The organism is Pseudoalteromonas sp. Scap25, from assembly GCF_013394125.1.
GTDB lineage: Bacteria > Pseudomonadota > Gammaproteobacteria > Enterobacterales > Alteromonadaceae > Pseudoalteromonas.
Genome location: NZ_CP041327.1, coordinates 2,544,410 through 2,562,591 on the forward strand (window position 1 = coordinate 2,544,410; position 18,182 = coordinate 2,562,591).

Below are 18,182 nucleotides of genomic sequence, written 5' to 3' on the forward strand. Positions count from 1 at the left end.
ACTTTAACGCTAACACATACCAAGCAGCATTATTAATAACCATCCTTTATTGCTAATCTATAATAAAAACCTCAACTTTCAATTGCTTAATAATTTAATATACGAAACAATCTAATAACAATTTGATTTATATATCAAAAACATAAAAATAAGGATTGTATTATTTATGTATATTAAAAAAACCCTGCTAAGTTGCTGCCTACTTGGTGCATTTAGCTGCCTCGCTGCGGATCACTTAACCAATAGCGACCCTCTTACACCTTACCAATGGCATTTAAATAACAGCGGCCACAATGGTCTTACTACAAACACGGTTACGGGCGAAGATTTAAATTTACTCAATACCGATATGCAAGGTATTAAAGGGGATGGCGTTACCGTTACCGTAATAGACAGCGGCATAGAACTAAGTCACCCTGATTTAGTTAATAATGCCATTACAGGCTCACTTAATTTGTTAACCGGCACTGCTACCCCAACCGATAACACAGGTCATGGTACAGCAGTGGCTGGCATTATCGCCGCACAAGAAAATAATAATATTGGCGGTCGTGGTGTTGCACCTAATGCAGACCTTGTTGGGTTTAATTATCTTGATGCGCAAACAATGAGTAGCTGGCTACAATCGCATGGTATGCCATTAACGGGCTCTGCAAACTCTCGCGTTTACAATCAAAGCTACAGCAGTAAGCCGGCATTATTTAAAAACGTTGATGCAGAAGAGCATACTCTTAGCCTGCAATTAAAAGAGCGCGTAATGCAGCAAGTAAGCTTAAACAGTAACAACGGCTTAGGTGCATTATTTGTAAAGTCAGCGGGTAACGCGTTTTATCAATACACTACTTTTTTTGGCGATACGCCATTTCAAGTATTTGCGTATGAGCAGCAACAACCATTTAATAACGCGGGCTTGCCATTTCATAACGCTAATTTAAGTACCGATAACGCTAGTTTTTGGAATATGCTGGTGTCGGCCTACAACGCAAACGGTAAATTAGCATCGTACTCTTCTGTTGGCGCTAATGTATTTTTAACCGCACCCGGTGGTGAAAACGCTCAAAGCCAAGCAGGTATTGTTACCACAGATATGAGTGGCTGCGCTGCCGGTTTTAATACCATTAACAGCACAATAGACATCCCCCTGCAAAACACCGGGTTAGATAGCCACTGCGATGCCACCGCTGCCATGTATGGCACTTCTGCAGCAGCTGCCAATACATCGGGTGCAATAGCGCTTGTTATGTCGGCTAACCCGCAACTTGATGCCAGAACCATTAAGCATATCCTCGCCACAACAGCACGTAAACTCGATGGCAGCAATGCCGGTGTTGATATTAATTTTACAGATGCAAATGGTGATGCAGTCAGCTACAACGCCATTCCTGGTTGGCAACAAAATGCGGCAGGATACAACGTTCATCCCTTTTATGGCTTAGGCGCAATTGATGTTGACGCTGCTGTTGCAATGGCTCAACAAACTACTGCGTTATTACCCACATTACAGGTATCTGATTGGCATACCGCTAACACAGAGCTAACAATACCCGATGCTAACGTAAATGGTGTGCAAGATACGCTAGCCATCACTGACAATCTAACCATTGAAGCTGTGCAGTTAAAGCTATCGATTGATCATACCCGTATGCGTGACCTAGCCGTTGAGCTTATTTCACCATCAGGTACTCGCAGTGTGCTATTAAGCCCACGCACAGGATTAATAAATGCCACCGGCACCCCCGTACAAAATGCCCTATTGTTGAGCCAACATTTTTATGGCGAATCGGCGGCAGGGCAATGGCAAATTCGCTTAATTGATACCGACAATGGCACTAGCCAAACCCTAGTTTACAATGAGCAAGCAGGCTTACTCAGCATGAACGACACTAATAATAATGTAGATGGCACGCTGCTATCTTGGTCTTTGCGTTTTTACGGCCACTAATAAAGGAATTTTTATGAAAACAACGATTGTTATGTTAGTACTCACTTTTATTGTAAGTACTCTTTCATTAGCGCAAGCACAAACTAAAAACACTGCTGTAAAGCCAGGCGCTGCAATTATCGCCAGCTTAACGAGCCAAACCAATAACGCAAATAGCTTACAGCTTGGGGATAGTATAACTGATAGCCAAAGCGGTAATAGCCTAAAGCTGACCGGCGAAGTGTTATTGCAATTAACAACCCAAGCCAACTTTAGCCAACTGGCAAGCCGTTATAACTTACAGCTAAAACACCGCGTAGGCGATATTGTTGTTGTAACCACAACCACTAATAATATTCAGCAGCTAGTACAACAATTAACGCAAGAACCGACAATAAAACAAGCAAGCTTTGACTTGCGTGAGCTAGGCTTAAGCGCCGATCCTCAAATTAAAAATGAAGACGTAGTTTAATTAAAAAATTATTCTTATTTTCTAAATTGCACAGGGCTGATTTATTCCTGTGCAATTTTTATAAGCCAAACACCTTAACGCTAACACATACCAAGCAGCATTATTAATAATCATCCCTTATTACTAATCTATAATAAAAACCACAACTTTGAATTGCTGAGTAACTAATTTTCACCTTCACAGGTTACTTAAAACCTGTGCAAGCATGATTTTTACCATTAAATATCAAACAGTTAAAAACAGAAGATTACCGAAAGGTTTAATTGCACTTTTTTAAGTAAATTTGTAGACATCAAAAACGTCTGTACCATGCTAAGGCTAAAACGTGTCGAAACAAATTAACAATAAAGAGACTGCAGCAACTAATAACGGTAAAGCATTGCCCTTCGATAGCGCTTTATTATCCCCTTTTTCGCATGCCCAGTTTGGTGCATTAGTTGAATTATTTAATGGCACCGCCGAAGGTATTTTTGTACTGAATGAGCAGGGTGGTTTTGAGTTTGCCAACCCAAAGGCAGCACAGCTATTAGGTTACTCTCAGCAGTCGCTGATAGGCGAAAATTTACTGTCGTTTTTACACGGTGCAGACCTTGATAAATATAAACAGACCTTATTAAATTGGATTGGTATTAAGGACACTCCCCTTAGCATTGGCCCAAATGAAGTTGCTATAAACAAAGCCAATGGCGATGTGATTGAAGCTGACTTATCAATATCAAGCATGCCAAAAAGTCTCGCATCGGCGCAAAAGTTGTACGTGTGTATACTTCACGATCTTAGTACTCATAAAGCCATGTATAACCGTTTAAAAATACAGGCCTCAACCGATCATTTAACTGGGCTTGCTAACCGTTTAGCTTTAGATGAGTCGTTAAAAAAATACTGGCAAGAGAGTATTCAAAGCCAACAACCTTTAACCAGTATATTAATTGATGTTGACCACTTTAAAAAATTCAACGATACCTATGGGCATATTAAAGGCGATAAATGCTTACAGAAAATAGCAAAAATGCTATTGCAGTGCATTCCATCTAGAGAGTGTTTAGCTGCTAGGTATGGCGGTGAAGAGTTTGCGATTATTTTACCCCGTTGCGATATAAAAACCGCCACGGTTGTGGCCAACCATATACAACAACAAATTGCACAAATGAGCTTTACCGACATAGGTTTGCCACCAGAGGTTAAAATTACGGTAAGCCAAGGAATTGCCAGTGAAAATAATAACCAGTACCGCACCTACGAGGCGCTATTGTATGCCGCAGACACGGCTTTATATCGAGCAAAAACAGAAGGTAGAAACAAAATAAGTACGATTGTTTAAAGCTTAAATTAAAGGCCTTTTCATGACGCTATATATATTAAACGCCACTTCATGGGGGTGGCGTTTAGCTTAAAAATTAGAGTAATAACAAACTACCTAACCCTAAAAAGGTCACAAAGCCGACAATATCAGTCACTGTGGTTAAAATAACTGAGCCTGATAATGCAGGGTCAATTTTCATTTTATCTAAAATAGACGGGATCACTACGCCCGCCAACGACGCGGCCACTAAATTAAGCAGTATTGCCACGGTAATGGTTATACTAAGCATAATATCGCTAAACCATAGATACGTTAGCAAACCAATCACTAAAGCCCATACCAAGCCATTTACCGCCCCTACACGCAGCTCTTTTTTAAGTAGAGCGTTACGGTTTGAGTCGGTAACCTGACCAAGCGCAAGACCGCGCACTATAACTGTTAAGGTTTGACTACCGGCTATTCCGCCCATTGATGCCACAACAGGCATTAATACCGCAAGTGCCACCACTTGTTCTATAGTGGCGCCAAATAAGCCTATAAACCATGAGGCTAAAAATGCGGTTGCTAAGTTGATACCTAACCAAATACCACGGTTTTTAGCACTTTTGCGAACACTGGCAAATAGGTCTTCGTCTTCACGTAAACCACCCGCTTTTGCTGTGGCTTCGTCAGCAATTTCTTGACGTAACTCGTAAGCTGATGCGATGGTTAAACGCCCTATTAGTTTGTTTTCGGCATTAACCACGGGCATGGCCATTTGCTCGCTGTGAATAACCACCTCGGCGGCTTCATATAAATCGTGGTCTGCGTGCAATGAGGTAAAATCATGATTAGTTAAGGTGACTAAGCTTTGATTATCATGCGCTTTTATTAGGTCGTTAACTGCTACTTCACCAATTAAGCTGCCTTTGCGGCTCACTAAATAAATCACTTCGCTGTACTGCGGTAACCCTTTATGTAGCAGCTTTTTAGCGCCACCCGCAGTGAGCTTGTCTGACACCTTTAAAAAGTCAAAACCAATCCAGTGACCTAGTTGCTCAGGCGTATATTGTTGCGCCAGTTCGTATTGTTTAGTTTGCGCTTCATCAAGCTGTTTTTTTGCATAATCAGTAAAGCGCTGCGGGATCACTTCCTCTAATTCAAGCAGCTCTTCAACGTTAACTTCGTCTAATAATTTAAAACCGTCACTGTCATCTAGGGTTTGCAGTAACCATAAACAGCTATCTTCACTTAAGTTAACAAAAATTTCGTGTTGTGTGTCTTCATCTAATAAATGCCAAATTTCAAGGCGCTGCTCTTTAGGAATAGCTTCAAATAATAAAGATAAGTGTTCGGTTGATAAGGTTTGTTGAGCATCTATCAGTAATTTATTTTTACGCTCTGTGGTATCACACTGCAATAAGTCGTTTATGAGTTGTGGTAACTGATCAACCGGATACTCTATCATTTTAAAACCCTAAAATAGTCTTTCACTATAAATTTACTGTAATAAGTAAGCACTTATTAATAAGAATAGCTAATAGTGTACATTAGACACGACCAAAAATATTAAAAAATCTCTGTGTCGTTAGATATTTATAGCTGCTATCACCCACTCAACGCTAACCAATAAAAAAGCCGTAACAAATAATGTTACGGCTTAGTGTAGTTAGTATTTTAAATCGCGCTATATTTTAAATTGTCCTACTAGGTCACCCAAGTTTTCACCTCGCCCAGCTAGGTGCTTACTTACTGACGAAGTCGTTTTACTCGACTGTGTTAACTCATTAACTATTTCTTGAATCGCATACACATTGCGGTTAATTTCTTCTGTTACACTGCTTTGCTCTGTTGCTGCTGTAGCAATTTGCGTACTCATATCATTAATTGTTGTTACCGATGTAGTCACCGCACCTAAGCTTTCTGATATAGCGCGCGAAGACTCAACTGAACGATTACAGCTTTGTTGACTCGCATGCATAGCATCAACTGCTGCCGTCACTAAATTATGTAACTCGCTTAGCATTTCGTTAATTTCTAATGTGCTGTCTTGGGTTCTGCTTGCTAAGCTTCTAACTTCATCAGCTACCACCGCAAACCCACGACCTTGCTCACCTGCGCGTGCCGCTTCAATTGCCGCATTTAATGCTAATAAGTTTGTTTGTTCAGCAATACCACCAATTACACTCAATACGCTGTTAATTTTTTTAGATTGCTCACTTAACGAGTTAACCTGCTCTGCTGCTTGATTAATTTCGCCCATTAAGTTTGATACTTCGCTCAGTGAAACATCCACACAATCTTGCGCGTTAGCCACTTCTTTTGTTGCCGCCTGCGTTGACACTGCAACTTGTGTGGTATTTTGCGCAACTTCATGGGATGTTGCCGACATTTCAGTAATCGCTGTTGCCACTAAATCGGTTTCATGATTATGCTTTAATAGTTTGTCTTCTATGAGTAATGTTTGTGTATTAATATCTGAAGAGGCTGTTTTAACGTCACTTGTTACATCAACCACACCGGCAATAATGCTGTGTAGCTTGCTCACAAATACATTGAAAGATTCACCTAACTGACCAATTTCATCATGGGTATCTATTTCTAGGCGTCGGGTTAAATCTCCCTCCCCTTTGGCAATATCATCTAAGCTTTGCACCATACGTTTAATTGGTTTTAGCATATTGTTAGAAGCGTACAACGCACCTGCGGCAGCTAAACCAAGAAGCAGAAGTGATATTAAAACCAAAGTGGTCATTTTTTCGCTTAAATGGCGCTCCATGGTTGCTTGATACTTTACCAGTTCGGCTTCAATATCATCCATATATGTGCCAGTACCTATCATCCAATTAGTACCTGGGATCATGGCTGCATAACCAATTTTTTCGACTAAGCCGGTGGTGTTGGGCTTTTGAAAATGATAGGTGAACGAGCCACCGCCTTTACGCGCTTGCTCAAGTAAGCCAACCACTATTTTTTTACCGTTTGGGTCGGTCATGCCTATTTTATTTTGACCTTCTATTGCATCACCCAATAAGGCATGAAAAACACTAATACCATTGGTATCATAAATAAAGTAGTAACCATCTTCACCAAAGGTTAAATCTCTCAACGCATCTTTAGCGTCTTGCTCATTTCCTTGTGCTAATTGGTATTGCACTACTTTAGAGCCGATTTCTATTTCTGTTCTTAGCAAAGTTTGTTTATCAGCAATTAATTTAGTTTTAAACTCATTAAAGTTTTGCTGTTGATTTTGCATCTCTAAATAATAAGAACCTGCCATAAAACTGATTAGTAATACAATCAATGGTAAAACAGCCAACAGTAGCAATTTGTTTTTTAAGCTTAAATTACCCATTATTTCTCCAATTAACATTATTAGCCATTAAGCTTTTATTTTTCGGTAGCTTAACAACTACGTTTCCATTGTTTATATTACTGACAACAACACCACGATTGTATACAAATTAAGCACAAGTAGCGTTGTTTCGCAATTTAATATGCTCGTATGTTAGTAAAACATATTAAAAGCCACTTTATAATTAGACAATAGTATACAGCTAGTAATAAACAACTGATTTATCTCATTATTACAAACCCTACTAGTACACATTTTATTAAATTTACTTAAAGCTAAATTAACCTGAATAACGCTATTTTAGCTTTAATATAAATTAAACATTGGGTATCAAACAAAGGTCTTGCTTTCTGAGTTAAAACGCAAATAATGAAACAACTAACCACTGGGTAAGAATGAGGAAAATGAGTTATATACTAACCACCCAATGCGCAGACGATATAGGCTTAATCGCCAAAATTACCGGACTGTGTAATGAGCATGATTTAAATATTATTCGTAATAATGAATTTGTTGATAAAGATGCACAGCGCTTTTTTATGCGCACAGAGCTTACTGGCGAACCACATGCTGAGTTTTTGTCACAACTGCGCGGCGTATTACCAGCTGGCGCAAAAGTGGCACTGCACGGTGAAGAAAAAACCAAAGTGGTACTGTTAGCCACAAAAGAAGCTCATTGTTTGGGCGGCATGTTACTTAAGCAATTTGAGCAAGCCTTAAACATTGAGATACTCGCCGTTATCGCCAACTACCCTACTCTAGAGCCTCTAGTGAAAGGGTTTGATGTTCCTTTTCATGTGGTTTCTCATGAAGGACTTACGCGCAGTCAGCATGACGAAAAAGTCGGTGACTTAATTGCCAGCTATAACCCTGACATTATTGGCCTAGCTAAATACATGCGTATTTTGAGCCCTGAATTTGTGGGTCGTTTTGAGGGTAAAATCATTAATATTCATCACTCATTTTTACCTGCTTTTATTGGTGCAAAGCCGTATCACCAGGCATTTGAACGTGGTGTGAAAATTATTGGTGCCACAGCTCACTTTGTTAATAATGAGCTAGACGAAGGCCCTATTATTTTACAAGACGTGTCGAGTGTGACCCATGCGAATACAGCTGAGATGATGGCTAAAATGGGTAAAGATGTAGAGAAAACGGTGTTCTGTAAAGCACTGCAACTGGCATCAGAACATAAGCTGTTTATTAATGGCAATAAAACCGTTGTGTTTTCATAATTAGTTTTATATCAAAATTAAAAATGCCAGCGACTAAGCTGGCATTTTTATAAGTAAATATTGAACCTTACTTAATTAGGGTGTGTAATACGTTGGTGCCCCAGGGCCTACTGGCATACCTAAAACAAATACCCATAAGTAAAACAGTACCACCCAGCCAACAAAGAAGATTAAGCTGTATGGCAACATAGTGGCTACCAAAGTACCTATTCCCATGTCTTTTTTGTATTTAGTGGCAACCGCAAGGATTAAACCAAAGTAACTCATCATCGGGGTAATTAAGTTAGTTACTGAATCACCAATACGATAAGCCGCTTGAATTGTCTCGGGTGCATAACCTATAAGCATTAGCATAGGAACAAAAATAGGTGCTGTTACTGCCCACTGCGCTGACGATGAGCCTAAAGTTAAGTTAACTAAAGCACACATTAAAATAAACAGTACAAATACTTCCGGCCCAGTTAAGCTAAGTGCCTGTAGTAATGCGGCACCATTAATCGCTAAAATTGTGCCTAAGTTAGTCCATTTAAAAAATGCCACAAACTGTGCAGCAAAAAACACCAATACAATGTACATGCCCATAGAGCTCATACTTTTGCTCATGGCATTGATCACGTCTTTATCATTTTTCATGGTGCCAACCACGCGACCATACACAAAACCCGGAATACCAAAGGTGACAAAAATAAAAACAACAATCCCTTTTAAAAACGGCGAGTGAGCAACTAGACCTGTTTCAGGGTTACGTAAAATACCGTCTGCTGGAACAATCGTCCAAGCGAGTAACAACGAAACAACAAGTAATGAAACTCCAGCCCATTTTAAACCTGATTTTTCTTTGTCAGTTAAACCGGCAATATTATTTTGAGCTAAATCTTCGCTGGCTTCATCTGGGTTATATTTGCCTAAACGTGGCTCAACAATTTTCTCAGTAACAAGCGTACCCAATACAGCAATTAGCAACACTGAAATCATCATAAAATACCAGTTTGCTTCAGCGCCTACTTGGTAAGTTGGGTCAATCATTTGTGCTGCAGGCGTCGTAATACCCGCTAATAACGGATCGATAGTACCCAGTAATAAGTTAGCGCTATAGCCACCCGATACACCAGCAAACGCGGCAGCAAGACCTGCAAGCGGATGACGACCTAAACTATGAAATATCATTGCCGCTAGGGGGATCAATACTACATAACCCAGCTCAGATGCTGTGTTTGATAAAATAGCAGCGAATACCACCATGAAGGTTACTAAACGTTTAGATGCCCCCATAACCATGCCACGCATTGCTGCAGACAATAGTCCTGAATGCTCTGCAACACTCACACCTAATAGCGCTACTAGCACCGTACCCAGTGGCGCAAAGCTGGTAAAGTTGGTCACCAAGCCCGTTACAATACGCTGTAAGCCCTCAGCACTGAGTAGGCTAACCACTTCAATTACACCATCGGGATCGCGCCCGGCAGAGCCCTCAGGGCGAGGATCGATAGCACTTAGTCCAAACCAATCGGCAACGCCACTAAATAAAATAATGGCAATACAAAACATCGCGAATAAGGTAATTGGATGGGGAAGCATGTTCCCTAAAAATTCTACCGTGGCTAAAAATCGATTAAACCAGCCGCCCTTTGCGACCTGATTTTCATCTTGGGATGTGTGTGGTGAGTCTATTGAGTCTGACATACCATGCTCTCTTAATTACAAAATGCCCGTAACCTAGCATTATTTTCTGAGCAGGTCATGTAATAAAGATGAATGACTTGTTATGTCATGGTAATAACTGAGGGGTTTGTTGTGATTGGATTGCAAAAAAGAGGCTCTCGCCTCTAATTTAGTCTGCTTGGGCTTGCTCTATCGGTTCTAGTTGTAGTTTTGCAGCAATTAAAACAGCTTGGGTACGGTTATAAACACCGAGTTTTCTAAATATGGCAGTAATGTGTGCTTTGACTGTGGCTTCTGAAATGTGGAGTTCGTAGGCTATTTGTTTATTCAGTAAACCTTCGTGCAAGTATTGTAATACGCGATATTGCTGTGGAGTAAGTGATGCCACTTGTGCCGCAATTTCTCTATCTGCGCCTTCGATTTCAGCCACTTTACTTTTTAGTTCAGTTGGCAGCCAAGTATCGCCTTCGAGTATTTGGTTAATTGCGTTGGCAATATCATCAGATGAAGATGATTTAGGAATAAACCCCATAGCGCCATAACCCATAACTTTCGAAACAATATTTACATCTTCACTACCCGAAACCACCGCAATAGGTAAGCTTGGGTAATCTTCACGTATACGGATCAAGCCGTATAAGTCACCGTTACCTGGCATGTGTAAATCTAGTAGTAATATATCAAGGTCTTCTTGTTCGCTTAACACCTGCAGTGTGCTGTCAAAATCTGCTGATTCGAAAACTTCTAAACCCGCAAACTTTGCACTCAAAGCGCCTTTTAGTGCTTCACGAAATAACGGATGATCGTCCGCTATTAAAAACTGACTCATTGTTCACTCCCAAAAATTCGGCCGCTATCCAATAGACAACAGCCGATATACTACGTTTAGAATCAACTTCTAATCAAGCTTTTAACGCGAAATTAACGATTTAATCGATTTTCTACTAACTCATCAACCACAGACGGATCCGCAAGTGTTGAAGTATCGCCCAGCTGTTGATGTTCATTTGCCGCGATTTTACGTAAAATACGACGCATAATTTTACCAGAACGTGTTTTTGGTAGACCTGGCGACCACTGAATCATATCCGGTGATGCTATTGGGCTTAGCTCTTTACGAACCCAATTACGGATCTCTTTAGTTAGCTCATCACTCACCGTTACACCCTCGTTAGGAGTTATGTAAACGTAAATACCTTGGCCTTTAATATCGTGTGGGTAACCTACTACAGCCGCTTCAGCTACAGCTTCATGAGCAACTAAAGCACTTTCAATTTCAGCAGTACCTAAACGATGCCCTGATACATTGAGTACATCATCAACGCGTCCTGTGATCCAGTAATCACCGTCTTCATCGCGACGACAACCGTCACCGGTAAAGTACACACCAGGGTAAGCGCTAAAGTAGGTTTGTTCAAAGCGCTCGTGGTCGCCATACACGGTTCGCGCTTGCGAAGGCCAGCTATCTAAAATGACAAGGTTACCGTCAACCGCACCTTCTAATGTATTGCCTTCAGCATCAAATAACGCCGGTGCAATGCCAAAGAATGGACGGGTTGCAGAGCCTGGTTTCATATCGGTTGCACCTGGTAATGGCGCAATCATGATGCCACCAGTTTCGGTTTGCCACCATGTATCTACAATAGGACAATTCGACTTACCAATTTTTTCATAATACCAAGTCCACGCTTCTGGGTTGATTGGCTCACCCACAGAACCTAAAATACGTAAGCTGTCACGATGTGAGCTGGCAATCGGCTCTTCGCCTTTAGCCATCAATGCGCGAATGGCAGTAGGTGCTGTGTATAAAATCGTTACGTTATGTTTATCAACCACTTCACCCATACGACCAGCTGTTGGGTAAGTCGGTACGCCTTCAAATACCACTTGCGTACACCCATTAACGAGCGGCCCGTATGCAATATAACTGTGACCTGTGATCCAGCCTACATCAGCACTACACCAAAAAATATCATCGTCTTTTAAATCAAAAATGTATTCGTGAGTCATAGATGAATACACTAAATAGCCACCAGTGGTGTGTACCACACCTTTAGGCTGACCTGTAGAACCTGAGGTATATAAAATAAACAGCGGGTCTTCAGCATTCATGTGTTCAGGTTCGCACTCTGGCGTTTGATCTGCAACTAAGTCATGCCACCAAATATCATGGTCGTGCCAATCAACATCGCCTGAAGTTAGTTTATGCACCACTACATGCTCAACAGTGGTGACAGAATCTTGTAATACGGCTTCATCTACATTAGCTTTTAGCGGCACACAGTTACCTGCACGTCGGCCTTCATCTGACGTGATCACCACTTTAGCACCCGAATCATTAATACGATCCGCAATAGCAGACGGTGAAAAGCCACCAAATATAACTGAATGAATAGCACCTATGCGGGCACAAGCTTGCATTGCGTATATCGCTTGTGGGCTCATTGGCATGTAAATGGCTACACGGTCACCTTTTTTAACACCTAATTTTTTTAAACCATTAGCAAATTTTGCCACTTCATCATGTAGCTGTTGATAGGTAATATTTTCGCTTTGAGAAGGATCATCACCTTCCCAAATTAACGCTACTTTATCTGCTTTTGTTTTTAAATGACGATCAATACAGTTATAAGAGGCATTAAGGTAGCCATCTTCATACCATTTAATATTGATATGGCCTTTATCAAATGAAGTGTTTTTTACTTTTGAATATGGAGTAAACCAGTCAAGACGCTTACCGTGCTCAGCCCAAAACCCTTCAGGGTCTTCAATAGACTGTTTATACATCGTATTATATTTTTCATTATCGACGAGCGCTGCGTTTTTTATATGTGCAGGAACTGGATAGATACTTTGTGACATATTAGTCTCCAATTTATATTACTTGCCTTTGGCTTTTCATCAAGGATTACTCAGCAGTGCACTATTAAATATTAGACATTAGTTGTATCTGGGTTCAAATAACTAGGGTCTGTTGACCTTTCAAGGTTAAATTTGCAACAGTCTGTTTGGTATTTAGGCAAGGCAGAGCCTATGTGGTGTGGTTATTCCCCATAAATAGGCGATAACGCAGCATCAATGCCAAACAGGCGCTGCCCGATGGGTTCTGCCTAGGGGCGATTTACTCTTTGTTGCCTACATGGATGTAGGTAAGGGGCGTAAGCAGGACGCGGAAGCTTTGCTCGGTTTTTACTTATTCTTACATGGATGTAAGCCAGTAGAATAACGCAGGAGCAGTTATCGAGCCCACTAGGTTACAAACCTCGCGCCATGATTTAATCGCCCCTAGTTTGAACAAATTTTAATCCGCAAAGGTCAACAGACCCCAATATCTTATCTATAATCCTCATGGCTATACCCTATTTACATAAAAAACATACTATTAAATAAAGGTATGTGGGCCCTCAATAATTATTAAACCTTAGTCTAATAGACTAATAGTTAATTGAGTAAATTGTGCACATATACAACAGTAGCTTAATTATACAAAAACTTTGATTGTTTATTAATAACTCGTATTTACTAACAAATTAAATTAAAGACAATAAATTCAATCTGTTAGTACTATATAAGTAACACACATTAATGCATATCATAATAAAACATACAACAAGTAGCCTATAAAAGGACACAACAATGAAATTAACTCCAATTAAAACACTGGCAGCGACTGCTGTACTATGTGCACTTTCTAGTACAGCTTATGCTGCAACAGCTGCAAAAATAGGTGATACAGAATTCACCTACGGTGGATACATTAAACTCGACGCAATGTGGAGTGACTATTCAGCAGGCGCTCCTGCTGGCAGCAGTGTTGGCCGTGACTTTTATGTACCAAGTACGTTAACAGTTGGTAGCGATGATAGTTCAGACGCAGTATTTGATATGCACGCTCGTGAGTCACGTTTCAATTTTGGAACTGCTACCTTACTAGATAACGGTAAAACGGTTAAAACTAAAATAGAGCTAGACTTTTTAGCGTCTGCCCCAGGTGGCAACGAGCGTGTGTCTAATTCATATTCTCCGCGAATTCGCCATGCATTTATTTCATACGATGGTTGGTTATTTGGTCAAACATGGTCAAACTTTCAAAACGTTGGTGCATTACCAGAAGCGCTTGATTTTGTTGGCCCAGCAGAAGGCACAGTGTTCGTTCGCCAATCTCAAATTAAATACACTACAGGTGCATGGTCTTTCTCTTTAGAAAATCCAGAAAGCACAATTACTACAGCAGGTGGTGGTATGGCAGTGACTGATGATGCCTCATTACCTGACTTTACCGCACGCTATACTCACAAAGCGGATTGGGGTAACTTTGTAGTAGCAGCCCTTGCTCGTCAACTGACCTACAAAGTAGGTGGTGTTGATGCCGATGAAACCTCATTTGGTGTTAGTGCATCGGGTATGGTGAAACTTGGTGAAGACAATCTAAAATTTATGCTTACCCAAGGTAAAGGACTAGGTCGTTATGTGGGTCTAAACGTAGCACGTGGGGCGGTTCTTAATGGTGATGACCTAGATGCGATTGATTCAACATCTGGTTTTATTGCGTATCAACATAAGTGGAACAGTCAGTGGCGCTCTACTTTCCTATATTCGTTCTTATCTGCTGATAACGATGAAAACCTACTAGCAATGTATGGCGATCCTACAGAATCAAGCCAAAGCTACAGTGCAAATATTTTATACTCACCGGTTAAACGTCTAACCTTTGGTGCGGAATTTAAACATGCAGAGCGTGAGCTTGAAAGTGGCGTAGATGGCGACATGGATCGCTTACAGTTCTCTGTTAAATATGCGTTTTAATTTAAAATACTTCCTGAGCGGCTTCGGCCGCTTTTTTGTTTCCATAGTAAATACACCTGTATACTTTTTTAAAATAACATTGATGACGTGTAAAATATTACAATAACGCAATTGCAAATCACTCTCGTTTAGATTAAATTACCAGCCAAATTTAATCTTATGGGAAACAAGATGCTGCACAAACAAAAAAACTCTGCATTTAAACTGAGTCTACTTACTTCACTAGTTTTATCTGGTCATGCTGTTGCAAACGACACGCAAGACAACCTGCCTTTAGAAAAAATTGCCGTTTATGGGCAACATCATAAAAACTATATTACCGAAGAAGCGCAGTCTGCAACTAAGCTAGGTTTAACAATTAAAGAAACCCCGCAATCAATTTCCGTTGTTTCACGCGCGTTGATGGATGACTTTTCACTTGATGATATTAATGCGGTACTAGAAAGCACACCAGGCGTAACAGTAGAGCAAATAGAAACCGATCGTACATACTTTAAAGCCCGTGGTTTTGAGATAACTAACTTTTTAATTGATGGTTTAGGCACTCCGCAAACCTCTGGTTCAATTCAAGGGACACTTGATACTGCAATTTACGACCGTGTTGAAATTGTACGTGGTGCCAATGGCATGATGACCGGTGCGGGTAACCCATCGGCTACTGTAAACATGGTGCTAAAAAAACCAACCTACACAACACAAGCTCATGCTTCTGCTTCTTATGGTTCGTGGAATAACAAGCGTGTAGATATAGATGTTTCTGCACCGATTAGCGATGAACACGCTGTTCGCGCTGTATTTTCCAAGCAAGATAAAGAGTCATATTTAGATCGTTACGAAACCGATAAAACTATTGCCTACCTTGCCTATGAAGGAAAGCTAGCTGACGATACGTTACTGAGCATTAACTACGTAAACCAACAAAAAGATGCTGACAGCCCATTGTGGGGCGCATTACCCCTTTATTACACTGATGGTTCACCAACTGATTATGATGAATCGACTAGTACAGCTGCAGATTGGTCTTATTGGGATAATAGCGCTGAACGTATCTATGTAACACTTGAGCAAAACTTATCAGCGACTTGGGTTGCTAAAGCCCGTTATGCCCATATAAAAAATGAACAAAATTCTGAGTTGTTTTATGTATATGGTACCCCAGATAAAGAAACTGGTTTAGGTTTAACCGGCTATGCGAGTCGTTATGATTACAAAGACACGCAAGATTTGTTTGATTTATATGCCAGCGGTAAGTTTGAGTTGTTTTCATTAGAGCACGACTTATCATTTGGTATTAGTCAAGCAAACATGGACTTTAATGACCAATCGCTTTATGACTACAGCACAGGAAATGGTTTCCCTGCGATGCCTGATTTAGCGACTTGGGATGGGACTGCACCAGAGGCAACGCTTGCTGATGCCCCTAACGGCAGTGATGTACAAAATACACAAAGATCGGCCTATGTTTCAACTCGTATAAAACTAGCAGAGCCATTAAGCATTTTGGCAGGCGTACGCTATACCGATTGGGAAACTAAAGGTACTGCTTATAGTGTAGTGCAAACCCGCGATGACTCAGAGGTTATTCCTTACATTGGTACTGTGTACGACTTTACCGAGTCGTTATCAGCTTACGCAAGCTACACCGAAACGTTTGTGCCACAAAAAGAGTTAGACATTAACGCTGAACAACTGGCTCCGGTTATTGGTAAAAGTGCTGAGGTTGGCCTAAAAGCTCAACTTTTAGATGAGCAAGTATTTGTAACACTGGCCTACTTTGATGCTAAGCAAGATGGACTTGCTATTGCGCTTCCAGACTCTCTTCCTAGCGATACGCGTTATTATGCTGCAGATGGTATCAACAGTGATGGTTTCGAAATTGAGCTAAGCGGTCGATTAACAGATGATTTAAGTGCTAGCATCAGCTTTAGTAATTTAAGCATTGATGGTGATGAGCTTGTAAAAGATTACACCCCCGAAAACCAATTAAAAATGGCAGCTACTTATCAAGTACCATTTATTAATGGTTTAACCTTAGGTGCTAATTACCGCTGGCAAGATGCGACTAGCCGCGTGCAAGTAAAAGACCCAGCAGGTAACGCATTGGTTACTACAAAACAAGGGGCTTATGGCATATTAGATTTAATGGCCACCTACGAAATTACTCAAAACGTCGGTGTTACCTTTAATGTTAATAACAGCACTGATGAAAAGTACATAAACAGCCTCTATTGGGCACAAGGTTATTACGGGGCACCACGTAACTACTCATTGTCAGTTAACTGGCAGCTATAAAGCTAACAATTAGGCTTTAAGTCACTGTATAGCAAACAATAAAAAAGCGCTAACCTAAATGGTTAGCGCTTTTTTTAAGCTCGGGTCAAATCAAGCTTTAAAACTAAATGGCTTAAAGGTCGCCTTCATCACCTAATACGTCTTCGCCATCTTCTGGCTCAACCGTTGCTTTTAGCAATAGCATTTCACGTAACTTACCTTCAATTTCATCTGCAATTTCAGGGTTTTCTTTAAGGAACTTAATTGAATTAGACTTACCTTGGCCAACTTTGTTGCCATTGTAACTGTACCAAGCACCTGCTTTTTCAACAATTTTATGCTTAACACCTAAATCAATTAGCTCGCCCTGCTTAGAAATACCTTCACCATACATAATGATAAATTCAGCTTGTTTGAACGGCGGTGCTACTTTGTTCTTCACAACTTTAACACGCGTTTCATTACCAACAACTTCATCACCTTCTTTTACTGAACCAATACGACGAATATCAATACGTACAGAGGCGTAAAATTTCAGGGCGTTACCACCAGTTGTTGTTTCAGGATTACCAAACATTACACCAATTTTCATACGGATTTGGTTAATGAAAATACATAGCGTGTTTGAGCGCTTAATGTTACCTGTAAGCTTACGTAATGCTTGTGACATTAAACGTGCTTGTAGACCCATGTGTGAATCACCCATGTCGCCTTCAATCTCAGCTTTAGGTGTTAATGCAGCAACAGAATCGACAATAACTACATCAACCGCGCTTGAGCGCACTAACATGTCACAAATTTCCAGTGCTTGTTCACCCGTATCTGGTTGAGATACCAGTAACTCATCAATATTAACGCCTAACTTTTGTGCGTAAACTGGATCAAGAGCATGCTCAGCATCAACAAAGGCACACGTTTTACCTTCTTTTTGAGCTTGTGCGATAACTTGTAATGTTAGCGTTGTTTTACCTGATGACTCTGGGCCATATACTTCAACAATACGCCCCATTGGCAAGCCGCCTATGCCTAAAGCAATATCAATACCTAGCGAGCCTGTTGATACAGCGTCAATGTTTAACGCCTTATTGTCACCCAATTTCATGATTGAACCTTTACCAAATTGACGTTCAATTTGTGATAAAGCTGCGTCCAACGCTTTTTGTTTGTTATCGTTCATT

Annotated in this window: 12 protein-coding genes; 6 read left to right on the forward strand and 6 right to left on the reverse strand. The window is 40.5% G+C overall.

Annotated features, from left to right (window positions below; genetic code table 11):
* Positions 1–166: 166 nt before the first annotated feature.
* The 3 genes from FLM54_RS11845 to FLM54_RS11855 all read left to right on the forward strand — a co-directional run bounded on the left by FLM54_RS11845 (position 167) and on the right by FLM54_RS11855 (position 3,714).
* Entirely contained in the window at positions 167–1,942 is a 1,776-nt protein-coding gene (locus tag FLM54_RS11845) for a S8 family peptidase (RefSeq protein ID WP_178956459.1), read from the forward strand.
* Positions 1,943–1,955: 13 nt separating this feature from the next.
* On the forward strand, positions 1,956–2,393 hold the full coding sequence (locus FLM54_RS11850) for a hypothetical protein (protein ID WP_178956460.1): 438 nt from the start codon (positions 1,956–1,958) through the stop codon (positions 2,391–2,393).
* Positions 2,394–2,718: 325 nt separating this feature from the next.
* On the forward strand, positions 2,719–3,714 hold the full coding sequence (locus FLM54_RS11855; protein ID WP_178956461.1) for a GGDEF domain-containing protein: 996 nt from the start codon (positions 2,719–2,721) through the stop codon (positions 3,712–3,714).
* 76 nt (positions 3,715–3,790) lie between these two features.
* On the opposite strand, the gene FLM54_RS11860 is transcribed toward FLM54_RS11855, so the two are convergent.
* Both FLM54_RS11860 and FLM54_RS11865 read right to left on the reverse strand, forming a co-directional pair.
* Complete coding sequence (locus FLM54_RS11860; protein ID WP_178956462.1) at positions 3,791–5,143, reverse strand: magnesium transporter; 1,353 nt, start codon at positions 5,141–5,143, stop codon at positions 3,791–3,793.
* Positions 5,144–5,362: 219 nt separating this feature from the next.
* The gene (locus tag FLM54_RS11865; protein ID WP_178956463.1) at positions 5,363–7,030 is read right to left on the reverse strand and encodes a methyl-accepting chemotaxis protein; all 1,668 of its coding nucleotides are present in this window, start codon (positions 7,028–7,030) and stop codon (positions 5,363–5,365) included.
* Positions 7,031–7,434: 404 nt separating this feature from the next.
* Here FLM54_RS11865 and purU point away from each other — a divergent pair, with 404 nt between their 5' ends.
* Complete coding sequence (gene purU / locus FLM54_RS11870; protein ID WP_178956464.1) at positions 7,435–8,265, forward strand: formyltetrahydrofolate deformylase; 831 nt, start codon at positions 7,435–7,437, stop codon at positions 8,263–8,265.
* Between the two features lie 75 nt (positions 8,266–8,340).
* Here the strand turns inward: purU and FLM54_RS11875 are convergent, their stop codons facing one another.
* From FLM54_RS11875 to acs, 3 genes are all read right to left on the reverse strand, one after another.
* Positions 8,341–9,948 (reverse strand): AbgT family transporter, encoded by a 1,608-nt coding sequence (locus FLM54_RS11875; protein WP_138609311.1) that lies wholly within the window; start codon positions 9,946–9,948, stop codon positions 8,341–8,343.
* 148 nt (positions 9,949–10,096) lie between these two features.
* Positions 10,097–10,756, reverse strand: a complete 660-nt coding sequence (locus FLM54_RS11880) for a response regulator transcription factor (RefSeq protein WP_138609309.1) — start codon at positions 10,754–10,756, stop codon at positions 10,097–10,099.
* 92 nt (positions 10,757–10,848) lie between these two features.
* Positions 10,849–12,789, reverse strand: a complete 1,941-nt coding sequence (acs, locus tag FLM54_RS11885) for an acetate--CoA ligase (protein ID WP_178956465.1) — start codon at positions 12,787–12,789, stop codon at positions 10,849–10,851.
* Positions 12,790–13,563: 774 nt separating this feature from the next.
* Between acs and FLM54_RS11890 the strand changes: the two genes are divergently transcribed.
* Together FLM54_RS11890 and FLM54_RS11895 are read left to right on the forward strand one after the other, a co-directional pair.
* Complete coding sequence (locus FLM54_RS11890; RefSeq protein ID WP_178956466.1) at positions 13,564–14,733, forward strand: DcaP family trimeric outer membrane transporter; 1,170 nt, start codon at positions 13,564–13,566, stop codon at positions 14,731–14,733.
* Positions 14,734–14,904: 171 nt separating this feature from the next.
* Complete coding sequence (locus FLM54_RS11895; RefSeq protein WP_178956467.1) at positions 14,905–17,025, forward strand: TonB-dependent siderophore receptor; 2,121 nt, start codon at positions 14,905–14,907, stop codon at positions 17,023–17,025.
* A 112-nt stretch (positions 17,026–17,137) separates the two neighbouring features.
* On the opposite strand, the gene recA is transcribed toward FLM54_RS11895, so the two are convergent.
* On the reverse strand, positions 17,138–18,181 hold the full coding sequence (recA, locus tag FLM54_RS11900; protein ID WP_058155138.1) for a recombinase RecA: 1,044 nt from the start codon (positions 18,179–18,181) through the stop codon (positions 17,138–17,140).
* Position 18,182 lies beyond the last annotated feature (1 nt).